Origin of the sequence: Priestia aryabhattai, assembly GCF_023715685.1 — a bacterium.
GTDB lineage: Bacteria > Bacillota > Bacilli > Bacillales > Bacillaceae_H > Priestia > Priestia aryabhattai_B.
In genome coordinates this window covers 64,576-86,023 of sequence record NZ_JAMBOQ010000004.1, presented here as the reverse complement: position 1 = coordinate 86,023, position 21,448 = coordinate 64,576, and the positions used below count along the sequence as shown (strand labels likewise).

Here is a 21,448-nt window from a genome sequence, read left to right as displayed (position 1 = left end):
TTCCACTCCTAATTTAGGTTTTGATGTATCCGCTTACATATTGAACGTACTTTCATCCTTTGAGGGAATATTCTTTAGTTCTACTCGTTTAATCTCTCCCACTAAAAGAAGATAACAGAGAATAGCTACAAGAGCGTTAGCGCCCACAAAAACCAATGCTCCATTAAAAGATCCTGTTGCATTGACAATGTACCCAATAATAATAGGTGTTGTAATAGAAGCAATGTTTCCAAATGTATTAAAAAGCCCGCCGCTTAAACCGGCTATTTCTTTAGGTGAAGTATCAGCAACAACAGCCCACCCTAATGCTCCAAAACCTTTTCCAAAAAAAGCAAGTGACATAATTACTACGACAATCCATTCAGCATCTACATAATTGCAAGCAATCATACTGCAGGAAAGCAACATGCCAATAACGATAGGTGTTTTACGTGCAAACGTTAATGAACGGCCTCTTTTCAATAAGAAATCAGATACAATTCCCCCTAACAAGCCTCCCAAAAATCCGCATATGGCAGGTAAAGAAGCGATAAATCCAGCCTCTAAAATAGACATCCCGCGCGCTTGAACTAAATAAACAGGAAACCATGTTAAAAAGAAATATGTGAGAGTCGTAATACAATACTGCCCAATGTAAACACCTAACAGCATTCTGCTTTTAAGTAGTTGTTTAATTTGATTCCATCCGGGGCCAGCATTTTTCTTTGTTTCTACTTTTTTATCATCCATATCAATGAGCCCGCCGCCCTGCTGGATATAATTCACTTCTTCTCTTGTAATGCGAGGATGTTTACTTGGACTATAGATCACTTTTATCCAAACAGCAGCCAAGATGACCCCTAAGACACCCATAATAATGAACACAAAATGCCAGCCGAATCTGTGAGTGAGCCATGCCATAATGGGCGAAAATAATACTAATGCAAAATACTGAGCCGAGTTAAAAATTGCAGAGGCTGTCCCACGCTCAGATTTTGGAAACCAGGCCGCTACAATACGGCTATTTCCTGGAAAAGAAGGGGCTTCAGCTAACCCAACCATAAAACGAAGCGTAAATAAGATAATTATAGCAGCACCTCCACTAAAAAAGCCGATAAATCCTTGAAAAAAGGTAAAAAGAGACCAAAAAAATACACTGCATGCGATGATTGTTTTTGATCCAAATTTATCTAAGAACCAACCTCCAGGAAGCTGACCAATTACATAAGCCCATCCAAATGCTGAGAAAACATACCCCATTGAAACTGAATTTAAGCCTAATTCTTTTTGAACAGAATCCCCTACAATGGACAGCGTTGCTCTATCTGCATAATTAATCGTTGTCAAAACAAAAAGCATAAATACGACAAACCAGCGTACTTGACTTTTCTTGCCGTTTCCTGCTTCCAATTTTGGTTTAGCTTGCATAATCACCTATTCCATCCCCCTCTTATCGTTCCGTTCTTCTCCTTTGTTTACATCTCTTAAAAAGGAGAGATTTCCCTCCTTTTTAAGAGAATAAAAGGTTAATAATAAAATAAAGGCATTTAACTTTTTATAAAAACAGTTTTAATAGCTGTGAAAAACTCCTTAGCAGCCTCCCCTTGTTCTCTGGAGTGGGAACTTGATTGTTTCATACCTCCAAAAGGTGCCTGAAGTTCAACGCCTGCACTTTCTGAGTTAATTCGAATAAGTCCAGCATCCATTTCATTAATAAAAGAAAGCATATGAGAAATATTTGTAGTGAAAATAGAAGCACTTAGTCCATATTGAACGTCGTTAGCTAGTGCTAATGCTTCCTCGATAGATTCTACTTTCATCAGCGCTATTACAGGACCAAAAATTTCTTCTTGTGAAATCGTCATATGTGATTCTACGTTTTCGAAAATAGTAGGTTCTACGTAAAATCCATTTTCGTATTCTCCGTCAGTTAACTGATGTCCTCCGTATAAAAGAGTTGCACCTTCATTTTTTCCTTTTTCAATATAAGACAATACGGTCTGTAACTGATTTTCACTTGCACATGGTCCCATCCACGTGTCTTCGTTTAACCCTTCTCCAACGGTAATTTCTTTCGTTTTTGCTAATAGCTTTTGTTTGAATTTTTCATATACCTCATGCTCAACAATTACCCGACTGGTCGCAGTACATTTTTGACCAGTTGAACGGAATGCCCCACTGATTGTACCTTCTACTGCTAGATCTAAATCTGCATCCGCCGCTACAATTACAGGGTTCTTCCCCCCCATTTCTAACTGATATTTAGCTCCTCGAACGAAAGCCTGTTGGCCAATTTGTTTGCCTACTCGATCAGATCCTGTAAATGTAATAGCATTAATTTCTGGGTGTTCAGCAATAGCTTGACCAATGATTGATCCAGATCCCGTAATCATGTTTACTACACCTGCTGGAATTTCTGCTTCTTCAAAACATTCGATAATCTTGGCACATGTAATAGCTGTTTCAGTAGCTGGCTTAATTATGACAGTGTTTCCGTAAACAAGTGCCGGAGCTATTTTCCATATAGGAATAGCAATAGGAAAGTTCCATGGAGTAATAACTCCAACAACGCCTAACGGCACTCGAGATGTAAACATCAATGCTTCAGCATCGGTAGAAGGAATTACATCTCCCATTTTTCTCATACCTTCCCCCGCATAGTATCGAAGAATAGCTATTCCCCGAGCTGTTTCTCCTTTTGTTTCAGCCAAGGTTTTTCCCATTTCACGTGTAGCACATTCCGCAATTTCATCTAGTCTATTTTCCATAATATCCGCAGCTTTGTGAAGGTACTGTCCGCGTACTGCGCCTGATAAGCGTTTCCAATTTTCTTGAGCTTGTTTAGCTGCTTTTACCGCTAGATTTAAATCTTCAAGAGTTGATTTTTGTACATACCCTACGGCTTCTTTCTTATTGGCTGGATTTAGACTTTCCATCATCTCTTGAGACAATGATGGCACACCTTTTCCGTTAATAAAATTTAAATATTGTTTGTTTTGAACACTAATTGTCATATGAACTCTCCTTTTTTATAAAGCGTTTACATTTTATTGGTTAAGATAAAACTTGTTTAGATGATTTAGGATATTGATCAAATGCTTGTGTTAAAATCTTTTCGAGCTGTGTGTAATGTTCTTTGTCTACTGAAACAATAGGAGGCCTTACTGTATCTGTAACAGGTAAACCTATAATTTCCATCCCTGCTTTAATTAATGAAACAGCATATCCTTTTTTTTGCTTGCGAATATCGTTAATTGGAAGAATTATATTTTGGTAGAGTTCATTTAGTAACTCTTGATCATGACTTAATAAAGCGTTGTAAAACATCCTTGAGATGTGCGGGATATAGTTAGATATTGCTGACGAATAAGAATCAAATCCAATTGGAGCGTATACTGGCATCGTTACTTCAGCCATAGGCATCCCGTTTAGCCAACCTAATCGTTTCCTTAAAGACTGGGTTAATTCTATATTTAATTCCATATTTCCATATCCATCTTTTAACCCTACTAGTTGGTTTAATTCTGTGAGCTTTTCTAAAGTTGACAACTGCAAAATGGCATTATCCCTTTGATAAACAATTGCGTTTAAGCTTGTATGCTCAATGATTGCTTTTAGATAGTTGTAAAGGCCCTCTTGTTCGCCTTCAATTAAGTATGGAGGTAAAATTAAATATCCATCTGCCTCTTTTTCCTCTGAAATACGAGCCCATTCTAAAGCTGTAGAAAGATTACCGCCTACACCTGTGTAAACAGGAACTTTTCCATTGACGACAGATATAGCTACTTCTAACATTGCTGTATATTCTTTTGTATTTAAGGATTGAAATTCCCCTGAACCGCAAGCGATGAAGATAGCCTCTAACCCTTCGTCTAATAAAAATTGAATATTTGTTTCTAAAGCTTTTTCATCTAATTTTCCTTGAATATTAAGGGGAGCAACGGGAAAACCTAAAATTCCTGTAGGTGCTTTTCTATTCATATTCACATGCATATCCTCCTATAAATTTTCAGATAATTTTCACATTTTTATTGTAAGACAAATTAAATTGTTTGTCAATAAAATAAATAAGCTTAAATTATAAAATAAAGGATTTGAAAATAGAAACAAAAAACACCTCTAAGAAAGAGGTGTTTTTTGTTTCTATTTATACGCCTTTTTTATTTCAATCCCGTAGTTTCTCAGCTTACGGTAAAGTGTACTTCGATCAATTTCTAACAATTTAGCTGCTTGAGATATATTGGAATGGGTTTCCGTTAAAGCGAGTAAAATTTGCTCTTTTTCAGATTGCAGACGATTGTTGGTTTCCGCTTCTCCGCCGCTGTAATTTGTTTCAAAAGCATTTTCATTTAGCTGCTCTTTCATATCCTGATCCGAAACTACATTATTTTTACTAATTACTACTAACCTTTCAATAAAATGCATTAATTCTCTTACATTTCCTTTCCATTCATAGGTAGTTAATTGTGAATAAGCTTTTTCTGTAATCTCTATATTTTTCTTTTGATAAAGGTTCATATAATAGACTAAAAAATGCTGAGCAAGGTAACGAATATCACCTTTTCTTTTACGGAGCGGTGGAATATTAATTGTTAAGACCTTAAGCCTGTAAAGTAAATCTTCTCGAAATTCGCCTTTTTCTACGCCTTTTAATAAATTTTTGTTAGTTGCTGCAATAACTCTTACATCTACAGGAATATATTTGTTATCACCTAAACGCATAACCTGTTTTTCTTGTAAAACTCTAAGCAAACGGGATTGTCCATATGTATCCATCTCTGATATTTCATCCAGAAAAATCGTTCCCCGGTGCGCCATTTCAAACAGACCTTGCTTTCCTTTCCTTGTTGCCCCAGTAAATGCCCCTTCTACATATCCAAATAACTCACTTTCCAGTAAATTAGGCGGAATGGCTGCACAATTAACAGCAACAAAAGGACCGTTTTTTCGCAAACTTTCTGCATGAATACTCTGAGCAAATAATTCTTTCCCAGTACCGGATTCACCATAAATTAGAACGGTTGCATTTACAGAAGACACTGTCTGTCCAATCCGTTTGGCTTCACAAATCTCCTTAGAATGCCCTAAAATATCAGAAAATGTGTAACGTGTTTCAAACTTTCTCGACAGTACTTCTCCTCTAATTTTAACTTCCATTTCCTGGATACTTGTAATATCTTGAAAAGTTATCATTGCTCCGATAGTGTCTTCCTCCACCCTGATTGGGGCAATATTAAATATTAAACTCTTGTTTTTAAGTTTTTTGATTATACCTAAATGCTCTTCTCCTTCAAAACAATCTTTAATAGGCAAAAAAGGCATAACAGTATCGATCTGCTTTCCTAGCACTTCTTGCCTTTTTAATTCTAGTAAATGCTCAGCAGCATGATTAAATACTTCTACTGTTTTATTCCGATTAATACTAATAATTCCTTGTATAGAATAATCAATAAGGGCTTTAACTGTTTGAGATCGCTCTTTTTCAATTTTTCTTCCTAAAGAAATTTTTTTAGCTTCTAAAAACGCTGTTCGAACAGCAGAATTTCCAGATTCAATAGGAATTGCCTTAAAGCCTTTTCTAAGCGATAAAGTAGTTGTTTTCATTCCCCCAATAACAATATCTGTTTCTACTGAAGAAAGTTGCTCAATACAAGTCGGAATATCTTCAACTGAATCAAGAGGATAAATAGAAAGGTTGATACCCAAAATATCTGCTAAAATTTCCACATCATTTTTCATATTCTGAAAAGCTAGCATTGCCACTTTAGGATTCTCTATGTTTGTTACCTGCTTGCTTTTATAAAATACATGAGCTAAATCTTGCCCTGTAATAGGAATTTCAACTACAGGAATTCTGATTACAGAATCAGTAATCAGCCTGGCAGTTCCTCCTCTGCAAACGATAACATCACAAGTGCATTCTAATTTATTGGCGAGTTTTACGGCGCGATTTAACCTTGCAAGATAGATTTCAACCTCTCCTTGTAATCCTAGCTCTTGAATTACTTTTTTTCCTTGTAAAAATAGTTGTTTATCTGGAGCAATAAAAGCAATTTTTGCCATATCCGTTGCCTCCTAACTAGTTAGAATATTCTATTTATTATAACGTATTGGCACAACAATTGTTGCTTTACGTACAACAATTGTTGTATATTTCATCACTTCTATTTGATATAAAGGCTTTTTTTACGCGCTAAAATTATTGGCATGTTTATTGCAATAAATAAGGATGAACATGTTTTGAAAGAAACTAAAAATGATTAAGGAGAGATGAATCATGTCTTTGCATATCAATCAAATCAATCAATCGGAAAAACCCCTTTATATCAAAGTGAATGAAAAAGATAATGTGGCTACGGTTGTAAACTCAAAAGGATTATCCAAAGGAACTGTGTTTCCATCTGGGTTAGAGCTAAAAGAATATATCCCCCAAGGGCATAAAGTTTCATTAAAAAAATTTAAGAAAGGTGACAAAATTATTCGCTATGGAGAAATTATTGGATTCGCTTCTTCACCAATTTCTCAAGGAACTTGGGTGAAAGAATCATATGTTACCCTACCTAGCCCCCCTATTTTAGAAAAGCTGCCTTTGGCAACTAAAGTTTCCGCCCCTTTACCTCCTGTAGAAGGATACACATTTGAAGGCTATAAAAATACAAATGGAAGTGTTGGAACAAAAAACATACTTGGGATTGCGACAAGTGTTCAATGTGTAGTAGGAGTACTTGATTATGCGGTCAAAAAAATCAAAACAGAGCTTCTTCCATCTTATCCAAATGTAGATGACGTAGTAGCTTTAACTCATAATTATGGCTGCGGAGTTGCCATTAATGCACCGGACGCCGCCATTCCGATTCGTACATTGCAAAATCTTTCTACTCATCCAAATTTCGGCGGTGAAGTTCTAGTAGTTGGCTTAGGGTGTGAAAAGCTGCTTCCTGAACGTTTGAATCCACAGGAGGGTTCAGAAAATATAACACGTTTGCAAGACCAGGCCGGTTTTAAGCAAATGATTGCTACGATTATGGAGATGGCAGAAGAAAAATTAATTAAACTAAATAACCGGACGCGTGTAACCTGCCCCATATCTGACTTAATGGTAGGTTTACAATGCGGAGGAAGCGATGCCTTTTCCGGTGTTACTGCCAATCCAGCAGTTGGGTATGCGGCAGATTTACTAGTAAGAGCAGGCGCTACTGTTTTATTTTCTGAAGTTACTGAAGTTCGAGATGCTATGCACTTGTTAACGCCACGAACAATTAATGAAGAAGTCGGTCAATCTCTGATTAAAGAAATGAAGTGGTATGATCAATATTTAAAAAGAGGCGAAGCAGATAGAAGTGCAAATCCTTCACCTGGCAATAAAAAAGGCGGACTTGTAAACGTAGTAGAAAAAGCACTTGGTTCCATAGCTAAAGCCGGAACAACTCCAATTGTCGAAGTTTTGTCACCTGGAGAAAAACCGACTAAAAAAGGATTAATCTATGCAGCAACTCCGGCGAGTGATTTTGTATGCGGAACATTACAGTTAGCTTCTGGAATGAACATGCATATTTTTACAACAGGGAGAGGAACTCCATATGGTCTGGCAATGGCACCTGTCATTAAAGTGTCTACTAGAAGTTCGTTAACTGAGCAATGGCATGATTTAATAGATTTAGATGCCGGAAGAGTAGCACAAGGAGAAGCAAGCATTGAGGAGGTTGGATGGGAGCTCTTTCACTTAATTATAGAAATTGCAAGCGGAAACAAAAAAACGTGGAGTGATTATTGGGGATTGCATAATGACTTATGCCTGTTTAACCCTGCTCCGTTAACCTAACGAGATAACGAGAACCTGCACTATTTTTAAACAGGTTCTCATTATTTTATGGCAAGTTGTTTAATTAGTTGGAGTTTAAATGCTCTCTATCTACGGCTTCTGGTGGTGTTTCCATCCATCCGTTCTCCATCATAATGCGGCATCCTTTACAAACTTTGAGATGTTTGTCATTGATTTTCCATATAACAGCGCCAAATCATACCTTCCATTTACGGCTACTGAAAAAGAGCTGTTTTATACGTCATATTTCTCACGTATAAAACAGCTTGGCTTGTTATTCACTTATTTTCACGAAGCCCTATTCACTACGTTCAATTACTAGTTAGCTGGACTTCTTTCTTATCTTCATTTTCTTCTATTCCCGCTTTTTCTATATTCACAAAAGGTTGATCAGCAACGGTCACGAGCTCGCCGCCGCAAACGTGGCGAACAACGGTTACTAGCTCTGGAAAAGCGGGAAACTTGCCGTATAACGTTTTTAAAGGAAGTGCGCCTTTACATATCTTACTGTTATGTGGTTCATACCCTTTGAGCGTATCAAGCAATAATTGTTCTCCGTTTTCAGTCAATTTGATGTAGGTATTTCTTTTATCATTTTCTCTTTTAGATAAATGCAGGTATCCTTGATTTTCTAATTTTTTCGAAAAATTAAACGCTGTAGAGATATGCATAGCTCCTAAATTAGCTAACTCTGACATAGAGATTTCTCCCGTGTTACTAGCTAAACATAAAATATGATGCTCATTTACATTCAGACCATAAGGTTTCACCCATTGCTCCCAGTCATCTTCCGCAGCTCTCCAGATGGCTTTACTTACCTGCATTAATTTTAATCCAAACAATGATGCATCTTTCATTGTGTATTCACTTTCTTGTTTCGACATACTATCATTCCTTATTTGTAGGCTATTGTAAGTTAGTTTATTTTTAAAGCGCGTAAAAACATTTTTATTTCATCTAATTTATCAGTATATCTACAAAATCAGACGAAAAAATACACGTGCAGCTTAATTTTTTAACTTTGTCTTTCTTTTTAATTGATAATAGATGATGCAGATTCTACGTGAGCAAATGCTTGTTCTAAATCTGCAATTAAATCTTCCGTATCTTCAATTCCTACAGATATGCGAACCAGTCCCTCAGATATTCCAAGGTCTTTACGCTCTTCAAGCGTACATTCTACGTGACTAGTCGTTCTTGCTGGGCCATAAATCGTTTCAACCGCTCCTAAATTACCGGCTTTATTTGCATACGTTAACTTTGGCAGCAAAATCTTAATAGCTTCCATTTCTCCTTTTAAAACAAAGCTTAATATTCCGCCAAAGCCTTTCATTTGTTTTTTGGCAATATGATGATGGGGGTGTGTTTCCAATCCAGGATAATAGACGGCTTCAACAGATTCTTTCTTTTGAAGAAATTTAGCAATTTCCAAAGCGCTTCGTTCTTGTTGACGTATACGTAATTTTAATGTCTTCATTCCTCTTAAAATAAGATACGCTGACATGGGGTCCATGGTCGCGCCATTGATCTCACGGTAGTGATATACACTTTAGAACCACATACTACCCCGCCTAAAGCATCCGCATGTCCGCTTAAAAATTTTGTGGCGCTGTGAATGACAAGATCTACTCCTAATTGAAAAGGGTTTTGATTAATTGGTGTCGCAAACGTATTATCAATAATGACGACTGCCCCTGCCGATTTTCCTGCTTTTGCTATTCTTTCAATATCAATAATTTTCATCGTAGGATTTGTAGGTGACTCTAAATATAGCACTTTACACCCTTTATTTACTTCCGCTTCAATTTCTTCATGGTTCCCCGTATTACATAAGGTTACATCAACTCCAATGTTAGGAAGGAACTCAGTGAAGATTTTATTTGTTCCTCCATATGTATCTTTTACCGATACGACGCGGTCTCCCGGTTTCAAAAAAGTGTATAATGTGCTGCTAATAACCGCCATTCCGGAGGAAAATGCGACCGCTTCTTCTGCTTCTTCAAGTATTCTTACTTTTTCTTCAAAAGCTCTAACCGTAGGATTACTCATGCGATTATACGTATAGCCTAATTTGTTTCCTAACGCAACTTCTTGCCATTCGTCTACATCATCATAATTATAAGCTACGCTGAAGACGACGGGAACTTGAGTGGCATTATAAGCAAGCGATTCTTTTTCTCCTGCCCATACCGCTTTTGTTCCGTCTTGTACATTTCTAAACTGTTTGTCTGTCATTCACTCATCACCTCTGGTTTTGTTAATTAGATATTGATTAGATTATATATTGTATACAATATACGGTGTATAGTACAGAATAATCTGATAATAAAAAACCTCATATATACCTCATTGAATTTAAAAAGCTTATACCCACTAAAGGTATAAGCTCATTTTTTATTCGGCTTTCACCAAAATTTTCACCTGTTCTCTTTCTTTTAATAATGTCTCAAAACCTTCTTCAATCACATTTTCTAGCTTGATACGTTTTGTCACCAATTTATCAGCCGAAAAATATCCTTTTGCCATTAAACTAATAACCGCTGGAAATACATCGCGATAGCCAATAATACCTGTTACTGTACGCTCTTGTAAAACAATTGTTTGGGGATGAATGGACGCTTCTTTTTCAAATATACTAACAATCATTGCCTCTCCGCCAGTTTTGGTAGAATTAATGGCTTGAGTTAAAACTAAAGGAACACCCGTAACTTCATAGGAAACGTCTACACCTCCGCCTGTACGCTTATGTACTTCTGCTACGGGATCATATTCTTGTGGGTTAATGACAATCGCCCCAAGTTCTTCAGCTTTCCTTCTGCGCTGCTCCGATAGTTCAATGGCATAAATTTCAGATGCACCTGATGCTTTTAACGCTTCAATCACTAACAAACCGATTGGCCCCGTCCCAAATACAGCGGCTTTATCCCCTACCTTCAACTTGCTTTGGCGCACAGCATGAAGAGCCACAGCTGAAGGCTCTACAAGAGCTCCTTGCTCGTAAGATACCATTTCCGGTATTTTATGAATCATTTCTACGGGTATGGAGGCATACTCAGAAAAACCTCCGCCTCCTCCTGCAAGACCATAAAACCCCATTTTATTACAAAGATTATACTTTCCTTGTTTACAGCCTTCACACTCTCCGCATGCATAGATAGGTTCTACCACTACTCTGTCTCCGACTTTTACATTCGTAATACCTTCTCCGACTTCTACAACTTGTCCAGAAAACTCATGCCCCAGCACAACGGGTGCTTTATCTTTGCTTAATGGATGGGGTTCTTCTGTAGGAATAAAGATTGGTCCTGCCGTGTACTCATGCAAATCACTTCCGCAAATTCCACACCATTCTACTTTAATTTTCACTTTCCCTTGAGAGACGGTAGGTTCTGCAATATGTTCTAACCTTACATCTTTAACGCCATGCCATCTTAATGCTTTCATTCTACTCAGCCCCTATCCTTATTTAAAAATTTAAAACAGCTACGAACTCTCCGCTTACAAATTGAATTTTTTTAATCTGTTATAAAATGTACTTCTTGGTATATCTAACAGCTTAGCGGCAAGTGACACATTTCCCTGTGTTTTACGTAAAGCATCCATCATTAAGTCTTTTTGAACTTTTTCACGAAATGTGAGTGCGGGTAAGGGCGTAAAATCATTTTCTTCTATTTCTTGTGAAGTATCAGAGTGAGAGATGTTCTTCTGGCCACCAAGATTTAAAGAACTCAAATAATTCAATATCTTCTCTTTTTCTGCTTCTGTTTTAAGCGAGATCTTCAAGCGTTCAAGTACATTAAATAATTCTCGAATGTTTCCGGGCCACTGGTAATCTATCAATTTATCTACTAATTCCTTAGGGAAATTAATATTCCAAGTATTCTTTTGACAAAAGTAGCGCACCAGATGTGGAATATCCTCTTTCCTTTCTCGCAAAGCGGGAACATGTACAGGATACACGTGAAGTCGGTAATATAAATCTTCTCGAAACTTTCCTTCACTGACAAGTTGATGAAGATCTCGATGAGTAGCGGTAATAATTCGGATGTCTACCGGAATTTCCTGATTGCTTCCAACAGGCGTTACCTTGCGTTCTTGCAATACTCTTAACAAAGAAACTTGCATAGGATGAGGAAGCTCACCTATTTCATCAAGAAAAATTGTGCCATGATTAGCTTGCTCAAACTTTCCTCGATATCCTTGACGCCGTGCTCCTGTAAATGCTCCTTCCGCATAGCCAAATAATTCACTTTCCATGAGTTCCTTCGGAATGGCACCGCAATTAAGAGCAATAAAAGGCCCGTTTTTACGCGAACTGTTTTCATGAATCGTTCGGGCTATCACTTCTTTTCCAGTACCTGTTTCCCCTAAAATATAAACTGTTGTATCCGTAGGCGCTGCATGCTTTATTTCTTCAAGTGTTCGCTGAAAGGAACGGCTTATGCCCGCTTCTCCTTTAAAACAAAATGATTGAGCAGGGATCTGCTTATTTGTTTGATTATGATGTGCTTCTTCTGATAAATAAATAATCTTTCCAATAGAATTACCGTGTCTTTTTGAACATACAGGCACTTCCATCACTATACGAAACCCCTGTTGTACAATTGTATTTAACTGCATACCTGACCATTTAGGTATACATTCTCGAACGGTTTTACTTGCTCCTACAATTACTTCTTTGTAATTGCAAAGAAGCAAGAGCTGCTTGCTATCGATAAAATTCATAGAAGCATGAACCAACTCAATTTCGTCTTTGTGCATTCGAATGCTTAACTCCCGTTCGATTGTATATGCAATTGACGTAACCATTCCAAGCATATAAGGGTGAGCTCTGTTTACAGGACAAGAAATATTAATAATCCCAATTAAATTTCCGTCGTCATTTCGAACAGGCGCTGCCGAACAGCTCCATTGATGCGAAGCAATGGAATAATGTTCTGTCCCTGTTATCATAATTGGCTCTTCCGTTTGTAGAGCTGTACCGATTGCATTTGTTCCTACTTCTTTCTCTGTCCAACAGGCTCCTTCCACAAAATTAATTTTCCTTGCTTCATTAAGTGTAAGTCTATTTCCTGTAATAGATAAAATATAGCCTTCTGGGTCAATTAGTAGAGCAACCATTCCTAAATCCGCCGTTGATTGTTTTATTCTTTCTAAGTGCGGCAAAGCCGTATCAAGAAACAAAGAGTTCATTTGTTTTCGAGACTGAAAAGCTTCATTTCTTAAAATCGATCTGCCTTTATCTAGGTAAGGATTAACATCTGCGCTTTTACAACGATGCCATGATTTTATAATAATGTCGTTTAACCTTGAAGATTCAAGTGCCCCTTCGTTTACAAAACGTTTCCATGTGTTTAAAGAAAGTGTAGATTCCATTCTATACCTCTCCCCTATAAACTTGATTGAATATAGTAAATCAAGGCTTGTTAACATTATTATAAATCACAAAGAAAGCGTTATCATTATCAAAGATAAATTTTTAAACTCACCCTATGTAAAAATTAATAGAAAAACTAGACGAGGATGCGGGAAAAAACACCTATACCTCTTCCACAATTCCTTCCTCCTCTAGCTTATCTTTTTAAATCATTCATTTTTTACTTTGCATTTTTAAAAAGTTTAATAACTTAGGCACTTGTATAATTAGGAGTGAACGGCCTGACCCGCTGAATGCAAAAGAGCCTCATGAATCGCTTCGGATAATGTAGGATGAGCCGCGATAAAGTCTTCCATTACATCTGTGGTCAATTCTCCGTGCAGCATGACTGTTCCTTGTCCAATTAATTCTGTGGCATGTGAACCTATAATAGAAAGCCCGATAATTTCATTAAACTGTGGTTCTACTATTACTTTTACTTTTCCAATGGGCTCATTTGTAATCATCGCTTTGCCGTTTGCCGTAAACGAAAATTCTCCGATACGAACATCGCCGTATTCTTGTCGGGCCTGTTTTTCTGTCATACCGACACTTGCAATTTCAGGGTGAGTATAGATGCAGCGTGGTACAGCTCGGTAATTCACGTTCTTATCTTTTCCACATGCGTCCAAAGCAGCAACTGTGCCTTCATGAAAGGCTACATGAGCAAGCTGAATTCCGCCAACTACATCTCCACAAGCATAGATATTAGGTACATTCGTTTGCATATGCTCATTAACATCAATTCCTTGTTTTGAAAAATGTACGCCGATTTTTTCCAAACCTAAACCTAGCACTCTAGGTTTTCTTCCAATTGAAATTAATGCGTAGTCAACTTGCAGTTCATGTAGCTCTTCTTTATGTTTAAATAGAGCCGTTTTATATTCTGGCTGCATTTCTGTTAGCGAAGCGGATGTATAAATCGCTACTCCTTTTTTCTCTAACTCTTCTTGTAACGTAAATGCGATGTCGGCATCTTCACCAGGAAGCAGCTGGTCCGCAGCTTCCACAATCGTTACTTTTGCTCCCATTTGACTGTAAATGCTTGCAAATTCACATCCAATTACACCTCCTCCTACTATTAAAAGAGATGAGGGAATAGCAGGCAGCGACATGGCTTGTCCACTGTGAATGATCCACTTTCCATCAAAAGGAGCAAATGGCAGGCTAGCAGGTTCTGAACCCGAAGCGATAATAAACTGTTCAGCCTCTACCTCTTCTACCTGGTTTTCGTTTTGTACGGCTAGACGATGATTTGTCAAAAACGAAGCTTCACCTTTCATGACTTTAATTTTGTTCTTTTTCATCAAATAGCCAATTCCCTGAACCAGTTTTTTAACAATGGTTGTTTTATGATGCTGAACGCCATCCCAGTTAATTTTCACTTGTTCCAAAGGAAGAGTGATGCCGAATTGCTCAGCTTGCTTGATTTTCTCGTAGGCTTCCGCGCTTGCTAATAATGACTTTGTTGGCATACAGCCCTCATTTAAACAGGTTCCACCTAAATCTTTTTGTTCGATTAACGTAACTTGTTTCCCTTGCCGGGCAGCGGTAATGGCCGCCACATATCCTGCAGGGCCGCCGCCAATGACAACTAAAGGTTTCACGGAATGCACCATCTTTCTATAAGAGTAGTAAAATAGGTTGTTCTAAGTATTGTTTGATGGTTCCAAGGAAATTGGCTGCAGGTGCTCCGTCCAGTACGCGATGATCAAACGTTAGGCTTAAAGGCAGCACACTCCTTCTTTGTAATTCATCTCCTTTATATATCGGTACATCTTCAGTAGCTCCAACACCAAGAATTCCTGTTTCTGGGGGATTTAATACAGGTGTAAAATACTCTACTCCGTAAGCACCTAGATTAGTAATAGTAAATGTTGAACCTTGCATTCTATCAGTGCCTAGTTGGCCTTGCCGAGCATCGGCTGCTCGTGTTTTAATCTCTGCTGCTAATTCAACTAACGACATCTTTTCAGCATGTTGCATAACAAGAACAACTAATCCATTTTCTAAAGCTACGGCCATTCCAAGGTGAATATGGTGATAGAGGTGAATTTCGTTATCCATATAGGCACTGTTCATTTGTTTGTGTTCTTGAAGTGAAAGAACAACAGCGCGAGCAATAAAATCGGTTAGAGAGATTTTTACCTCATGGCGTTGGTGGATCACATCTTTGATCTCTCGCTGAAGAGAAAGTAAATCTGTCACGTCAGCTTTCATATTGATCGTTAATTGGGCACTGTTTAATAAACTATTATGCATTCGACCTGCAATGACTTTCCTCATGCCCGCTACTGGAAGCGTTTCTTTTTTTATAGAGGAAGTATCTATTTCTGAGGGTGAATAACTCGCTTCTGAAGCTCTTTCCGTCAGCACTTTCTCTACATCTGCTTTTGTGATTCTTCCTTTTGGTCCTGTGCCTTTAATCGTTTCAATATTAATATTTTCAGATTCTGCTATTTTCTTCGCAATTGGTGAAATGCGCACAGTTTCTTTGCTTTTTTTGGATGGAGTCGCGTTTACAGGCGGCTCTTCTAAAGAGATAGTGGCTGCTACCTCGTTTTTAGGAGCTTGAAGCTCATTTGCTGAACGGCTCTGCTCAGTGAGCTGCTCGTTTGGATTTCCAACATAACAGATAATAGTTCCAGGAGGCACTCCTACATCTTCTTGCACAAGAATATCAAGAATTACACCGTCCTGCGGAGCTTCAATTTCCATTTCTATTTTTTCAGAATTAATGCTTGCAATCATATCTCCTTTTGAAACGGAGTCTCCAACTTTTTTGTTCCACGTCGAAACAGTTCCTTCTTTCATTGCCAGTCCTAATTTTGGCATTACAACCTCTGCAGCCATTTGCTTCCTCCTCCTTTTTCTTTAGTTACACGCTTAGAAGCGATTTATCTCCTAGCAACTCCGATACAACTTCAATTACTTTTTGTGGTGTTGGCAGATAAATATCTTCTAATGGGGGTGAAAACGGCACAGGCGTATGTGGTGCTGTAATTCGTTTAATAGGTGCATCAAGCATGTCAAATCCTTTATCTGCAACTAGCGCAGCAATATCCGTTGCTATGCTGCATCTTGGGTTGGCTTCATCAATGACAATTAATCGATTCGTTTTTTCTACAGAAGAAAGAATCGTCTCTTCATCAAAAGGTGATAAACTTCGTGGATCGACTACTTCTACGTCAATTCCTTTGTGAGACAGTTGATCTGCTGCCGTAAGCGCAGTATTTACTTGTTTTCCAATTGCTACAATCGTTAAATCCGTTCCTTCGCGTTTCACATCAGCTTTCCCTAACGGAATTGTATAGTAGCCTTCCGGAACCTCTCCTTTCATGTTATACAATGTTTTATCTTCAAAAAAGATAACAGGATCATTGTCTTCGATTGCTGCTAACAATAACCCTTTTGCATCGTAAGGGTTAGAAGGCACCACTACTTTAATGCCAGGAATACTAGTGAACAAAGCGTACAAACTCTGAGAATGCTGAGCTGCAGCCCTAAATCCAGCTCCATGAGTCGTTCGAATCGTGACTGGCACTTCTGCTTTTCCTCCGAACATGTATCTGAATTTTGCGCCTTGATTCAGCACTTGGTCCAAGCAGCAGCCAATAAAGTCGTTAAACATTAATTCTGCAACCGGTCTTAACCCCGTGGCTGCGGCTCCCATTGCAGCTCCTATATAAGCTGCTTCTGAAATAGGCGTATCAAGAATTCTTTCCCGTCCAAATTCTTGTACAAGCCCCTTCGTAACTCCAAGGACCCCGCCCCACGCCTCATCATCTTGCAGGTGGTCAATTTCCGCTCCGCCAGCTACATCCTCTCCCAAAAGAATCACATTTTCATCTTTTCGCATCGCCAGTTTCATAGCTTCATTAATGGCTTCAGACATGCTTAATTTTCTAGTCATCTTCTTTTCCCCCTTTAATTAGTAAGATACATAAACATCTGTTAATAGTTCCGAAGCATCAGGATAATCGCTTGTTTCTGCTAGCTCAACTGCGCGTTTTACTGCTTTTTCTACATTACCATCAATATCTCTGAGCTCTTTTTCTGTTACTATTTGTTCTGAAAGCAAATAGTTTTCAAACAGAGCAATAGCATCTTTTTCCTGAAGATGTTCTTTCTTTTCGTTTCCTAATTTGTACGTTTGTGCGTCGCCTTCGAAATGTCCGTAATTTCGGTATGTTACACATTCAATTAACGTTGGGCCTTCCCCTCTGCGAGCTCGTTGAATAGCTTCTGCAGCTGCTTCATAAACAGCCATCACGTCTTTTCCATCCACTCGTACGCCTGGAATGTTATAAGATGCGGCACGGTCTGCAATCGCGTTGCAGCTTGAAGCATAAGAAAATGGAGTTGCCTCTCCGTAGCCATTATTCTCAGCAACAAAAACAACCGGCAGTTTCCAAATGGCTGCTAAGTTAATTCCTTCATGAAACGTCCCTTCATTGCCCGCTCCGTCTCCAAAAAAGCAAACGCTTACATATTTTGTCTTTTTATACTTAGCAGTTAAAGCAGAACCGCATGCAAGCGGAAAGCCTCCTCCTACAATTCCATTTGCTCCTAAAATTCCTTTATCTAAATCCGCGATATGCATGGATCCGCCTTTTCCCTTGCCTAACCCGGTTACCTTTCCGAAAAGTTCAGCCATCATTCCATCTAAATCGCCACCTTTAGCAATACAATGGCCGTGTCCGCGATGAGTGCTTGTAATACTGTCGCTGTCATTAAGATGAGCACACATTCCAACCGCTACTGCTTCTTCACCCGCATACAGATGAACAAAACCAGGCAGTACCCCTTTTGCGAAAATTTGATGTACTTCATCTTCAAACTTTCGAATTTCTACCATTTTCTGATACATCCAGCTGGCTTTTTCTTTCGTAAGCTTTTCTGTTTTATTTTGAGCAGTTTTCATTATGGTAAGCCTCCTCATTTGATTTCTAGCCTTCACTTAACTACATCTTGCAAGTACCGTGCCAACATTAAAACCGCTTTATACTAGCAATCTATTGTTTTATTTCGCCTTATGAAATTAGACAAAATTGGACACTATTCCAACTCTGTCTAACTTTGTCCAAACTTAGACAAATAAATCATGCAAACTGAATTTAAGGTACATAATAAGCGTGCGGGAGGAAAACCACATTGAATAATCAAGAAGAAAGCTTTTATGTAAATATGATATAATGCTGAAGGAATCATCTTAATTTTGAAGAATACTAAAGCTCTTAAAGGAGGTTCGTTAAATTAAAACGGTTTTTATAGAAGTTTCACCGTAAAGTTGGATGTAAATTAAACGATGAAAGATGAGGTGAAAACCTGGAAAACATCCAAAGTTTGCGTTATCTACACTTCGTGACGTCTAGATGACATATCGCCAGGTTACTGTTATGCACAATGCAATTCAACACATTACAAGTTTTCATGTATACGCAGCCATTATTATATTTATCATTACATATTTTTTGATTATGACCGAAAAGATCAATCGCGCTTCAGCAGCTCTTTTAGGTGCTATATTAATGATTCTTTTAGGCATTGTTGATTTTAATAATGCTATTACCGAACACATTCAGTGGGAAACGATTGTACTTCTTATGGGTATGATGATTTTAGTTGGTATCACAAATAAAACAGGCGTGTTCCAATACGCAGCCATCAAGTCTGCTAAAATCGCTAAAGGTGATCCAGTTCGAATCTTAGTTATTTTATCGATTTTAACAGGCGTCGGGTCCGCTTTTTTAGACAATGTAACAACTGTTTTATTAATTGTTCCCGTTACCTTTTCGATTACTACTATTTTAAATATTAATCCTTTTCCATTTCTTATATCAGAAGTGCTATTTTCAAATATTGGAGGAACGGCAACTTTAATAGGCGACCCGCCCAATATCATGATCGGGGCAGCGAATCCTCACCTTGATTTTAATGCTTTTTTATTAAATTTAACTCCTGCAGTACTGATTATCGGTGTTGTGACGCTGGGGATTCTTGTCCTTATCTATCGTAAAAAGTTAAAAGTAGAAGATTGTAAAAAGCAAGAGTTAATGAGTTTAAATGAAAAAGATTATATTCAAGATTCCGTTTTAATGAAAAAATCGTTAACTGTATTAGTATTAACTATTCTAGGTTTTACGCTGCATTCCGTTTTACATATCGATGCCGCTATGGTAGCCATTACTGGTGCTGCTGTACTATTGGTAATTGGATTAAGAAGTCATGATGAAGTAGAAAGCGCGTTTGATTCTGTTGAATGGACAACTATTATTTTCTTTGCAGGTTTGTTTGTTCTTGTCGGAGGATTAATTGATGTAGGCATTATTAAAAAGCTGGCTGCTGGCGCTTTAAACGTTACAGACGGCAATATAGCACTGTCAGCTTATCTGATTTTGTGGATTAGTGGAATTGCCTCAGCTGTTATTGACAATATTCCTTTTGTTGCTACAATGATTCCACTTATTCAAGATATGGCTCACGGAATGGGAATGAGCCCTGATTCTGCTCAAATCAATGTACTATGGTGGTCATTGGCACTAGGAGCATGTTTGGGAGGAAACGGTACGTTAATTGGAGCGTCTGCCAATGTAATTGTAGCTGGCATGGCTGTGAAAAAAGGACATAAATTTTCGTTTATGGATTTTTTGAAAATTGGAGCTCCAATTACGCTCGTATCTCTTTTGATTTCAACGTTATATATCTTCCTTCGCTACCTTTTATTCCTGTAAGGAAAGAGCAATTGAAATTTACATGAACGGTTAAAAAGACTTCTCAGTTGAGAAGTCTTTTTTACTGTAGATATATGCACTCAAGCAGCCCAAACGAAGTTGATAATAAAAGCGGCGCTAATGATGTACATAATCCAGTGAATTTCCTTCGCTCTGCCTGCTAACAATTTAACGAAAGTATAAGATAAAAACCCTAACGCTAAGCCTTCGCCGATACTAAACGTTAACGGCATCAAAATAATAGTACAAAAAGCAGGCACAGCATCTGTTATCTCGTCTAAAGGAATGTTTTTTATTTCTGTTAACATGAGAGCCCCAACCATAATTAAAATAGGTGCTGTAGCAAAAGAAGGAATAATACTAATTAATGGAGTAAATAAGATACTCACTAAAAACAATATGGCAACGATCAGTGCTTTAAGGCCCGTTTTGCCTCCTTCTGCAATTCCCACAGCATTTTCTACATATGCGTTCATCGCGGTAGATCCCATAGCAGCACTGGCTACAGTCGCAAGTGAATCTGCCATAAGAGCTTTATCTAATCCTTTAATTTCTCCTTTTTCATCCATTAATCCAGCTTTTTTAGATAGCCCAATCATCGATCCTAAATTATCAAATAGCTCCACAAGTGTAAATGAAAAAATAATAGAGAAAAGACCGTAATGGAGAGCAGGTTTAATATCCATTTGTAAAAAAGTTTCTGACATGCTCGGCATTGAAAACGACACAACGCTGCTGATGCTTTTAGGTGCTTCTACTATGCCCACCATCACTCCGGCAATTGATACTAGTAAAATACTAATTAGGGCAGCTCCTTTGATTTTTCGAGCAGTTAATACAGTTACGGCGATAAAACCTAATAAAGCAAGTAATGGGCCCGGTTTTGTAAGTTGGCCAAGTGCTACCAAATTTTCTTTGTTGCTTACAATAATTCCTGCTTGCTTAAAGCCGATAAAAGCAATAAATAGACCGATTCCAACAGAAATAGCACTTTTTAAAATAGCGGGTATCCCTTCAATAATCTTCTTGCGTAAGCCTGTTATCGTTAAAATAAAAAACACAACGCCTGAAATAAATACGGCTCCTAAACCTGTTTGCCACGTTAATCCTTCACCCAATACTACTGTATACGTAAAAAAAGCGTTTAGTCCCATTCCGGGTGCTACTGCAATAGGCATGTTCGCCCACAACGCAAACAAAAGAGTTGCAAAGACAGTGGCAAAAATCGTAGCCGCAATTGCTGCTTCTTTTGGAATGCCTGCATCTGATAAAATCGTCGGATTAACAAAGATAATATAGCTCATTGTCACAAAAGTAGTAATTCCAGCAAGAATTTCTGTTTTTACATCTGTTTTGCGTTCGGTTAAATGAAACAGCTTATCTAACCATGAAGGATTAGGTGCTGACTTTTTTGTTAGTTCCATATGCTGAGCTTCCATTTTTTCATTCATCGCCACTTGCTTTTCACTCCTTTAATTATCGATTGGATTTTCTTTT

The 21,448-nt window shown here is 38.0% G+C and carries 14 protein-coding genes and 1 pseudogene; 2 read left to right on the top strand and 13 right to left on the bottom strand.

The window, feature by feature from the left end; genetic code table 11:
* Positions 1–33: 33 nt before the first annotated feature.
* The 4 genes from M3225_RS18980 to M3225_RS18965 all read right to left on the bottom strand — a co-directional run bounded on the left by M3225_RS18980 (position 34) and on the right by M3225_RS18965 (position 6,042).
* Positions 34–1,407, bottom strand: a complete 1,374-nt coding sequence (locus M3225_RS18980; protein ID WP_251396862.1) for an MFS transporter — start codon at positions 1,405–1,407, stop codon at positions 34–36.
* 119 nt (positions 1,408–1,526) lie between these two features.
* Positions 1,527–2,993: an alpha-ketoglutaric semialdehyde dehydrogenase GucD gene (gucD, locus tag M3225_RS18975; RefSeq protein ID WP_251396251.1), complete on the bottom strand. Its 1,467-nt coding sequence runs from the start codon at positions 2,991–2,993 to the stop codon at positions 1,527–1,529.
* Positions 2,994–3,033: 40 nt separating this feature from the next.
* A complete protein-coding gene (gene kdgD / locus M3225_RS18970; protein ID WP_251396250.1) occupies positions 3,034–3,966 on the bottom strand; it encodes a 5-dehydro-4-deoxyglucarate dehydratase in 933 nt (310 codons plus the stop codon).
* A gap of 156 nt (positions 3,967–4,122) precedes the next feature.
* Positions 4,123–6,042 carry a sigma 54-interacting transcriptional regulator gene (locus M3225_RS18965; RefSeq protein WP_251396249.1) on the bottom strand — a complete coding sequence of 640 codons (1,920 nt, stop codon included), beginning with the start codon at positions 6,040–6,042 and terminating at the stop codon, positions 4,123–4,125.
* A gap of 214 nt (positions 6,043–6,256) precedes the next feature.
* Here M3225_RS18965 and garD point away from each other — a divergent pair, with 214 nt between their 5' ends.
* Complete coding sequence (gene garD / locus M3225_RS18960; protein WP_374109841.1) at positions 6,257–7,801, top strand: galactarate dehydratase; 1,545 nt, start codon at positions 6,257–6,259, stop codon at positions 7,799–7,801.
* 311 nt (positions 7,802–8,112) lie between these two features.
* Here the strand turns inward: garD and M3225_RS18955 are convergent, their stop codons facing one another.
* The 8 genes and pseudogenes from M3225_RS18955 to M3225_RS18920 all read right to left on the bottom strand — a co-directional run bounded on the left by M3225_RS18955 (position 8,113) and on the right by M3225_RS18920 (position 18,141).
* Positions 8,113–8,685 (bottom strand): HTH-type transcriptional regulator Hpr, encoded by a 573-nt coding sequence (locus M3225_RS18955; protein WP_251396248.1) that lies wholly within the window; start codon positions 8,683–8,685, stop codon positions 8,113–8,115.
* Between the two features lie 149 nt (positions 8,686–8,834).
* A pseudogene (locus tag M3225_RS18950) lies at positions 8,835–10,036 on the bottom strand (cystathionine gamma-synthase family protein).
* Between the two features lie 159 nt (positions 10,037–10,195).
* Positions 10,196–11,245 (bottom strand): 2,3-butanediol dehydrogenase, encoded by a 1,050-nt coding sequence (locus M3225_RS18945; protein ID WP_251396247.1) that lies wholly within the window; start codon positions 11,243–11,245, stop codon positions 10,196–10,198.
* 54 nt (positions 11,246–11,299) lie between these two features.
* Entirely contained in the window at positions 11,300–13,177 is a 1,878-nt protein-coding gene (locus M3225_RS18940) for a sigma-54-dependent Fis family transcriptional regulator (RefSeq protein ID WP_251396246.1), read from the bottom strand.
* Positions 13,178–13,444: 267 nt separating this feature from the next.
* Entirely contained in the window at positions 13,445–14,824 is a 1,380-nt protein-coding gene (gene lpdA / locus M3225_RS18935) for a dihydrolipoyl dehydrogenase (RefSeq protein WP_251396244.1), read from the bottom strand.
* A 16-nt stretch (positions 14,825–14,840) separates the two neighbouring features.
* Entirely contained in the window at positions 14,841–16,070 is a 1,230-nt protein-coding gene (locus M3225_RS18930; RefSeq protein ID WP_251396242.1) for a dihydrolipoamide acetyltransferase family protein, read from the bottom strand.
* 25 nt (positions 16,071–16,095) lie between these two features.
* Positions 16,096–17,130: an alpha-ketoacid dehydrogenase subunit beta gene (locus tag M3225_RS18925; protein WP_013082775.1), complete on the bottom strand. Its 1,035-nt coding sequence runs from the start codon at positions 17,128–17,130 to the stop codon at positions 16,096–16,098.
* A gap of 18 nt (positions 17,131–17,148) precedes the next feature.
* Positions 17,149–18,141: a thiamine pyrophosphate-dependent dehydrogenase E1 component subunit alpha gene (locus M3225_RS18920; RefSeq protein WP_374109840.1), complete on the bottom strand. Its 993-nt coding sequence runs from the start codon at positions 18,139–18,141 to the stop codon at positions 17,149–17,151.
* Between the two features lie 475 nt (positions 18,142–18,616).
* On the opposite strand from M3225_RS18920, the gene M3225_RS18915 reads away from it, so the two are divergent.
* Entirely contained in the window at positions 18,617–19,951 is a 1,335-nt protein-coding gene (locus tag M3225_RS18915; protein ID WP_251396853.1) for an ArsB/NhaD family transporter, read from the top strand.
* Positions 19,952–20,031: 80 nt separating this feature from the next.
* Here M3225_RS18915 and M3225_RS18910 read toward each other — a convergent pair whose 3' ends face one another.
* Positions 20,032–21,408: an NCS2 family permease gene (locus M3225_RS18910; protein WP_251396240.1), complete on the bottom strand. Its 1,377-nt coding sequence runs from the start codon at positions 21,406–21,408 to the stop codon at positions 20,032–20,034.
* Positions 21,409–21,448 lie beyond the last annotated feature (40 nt).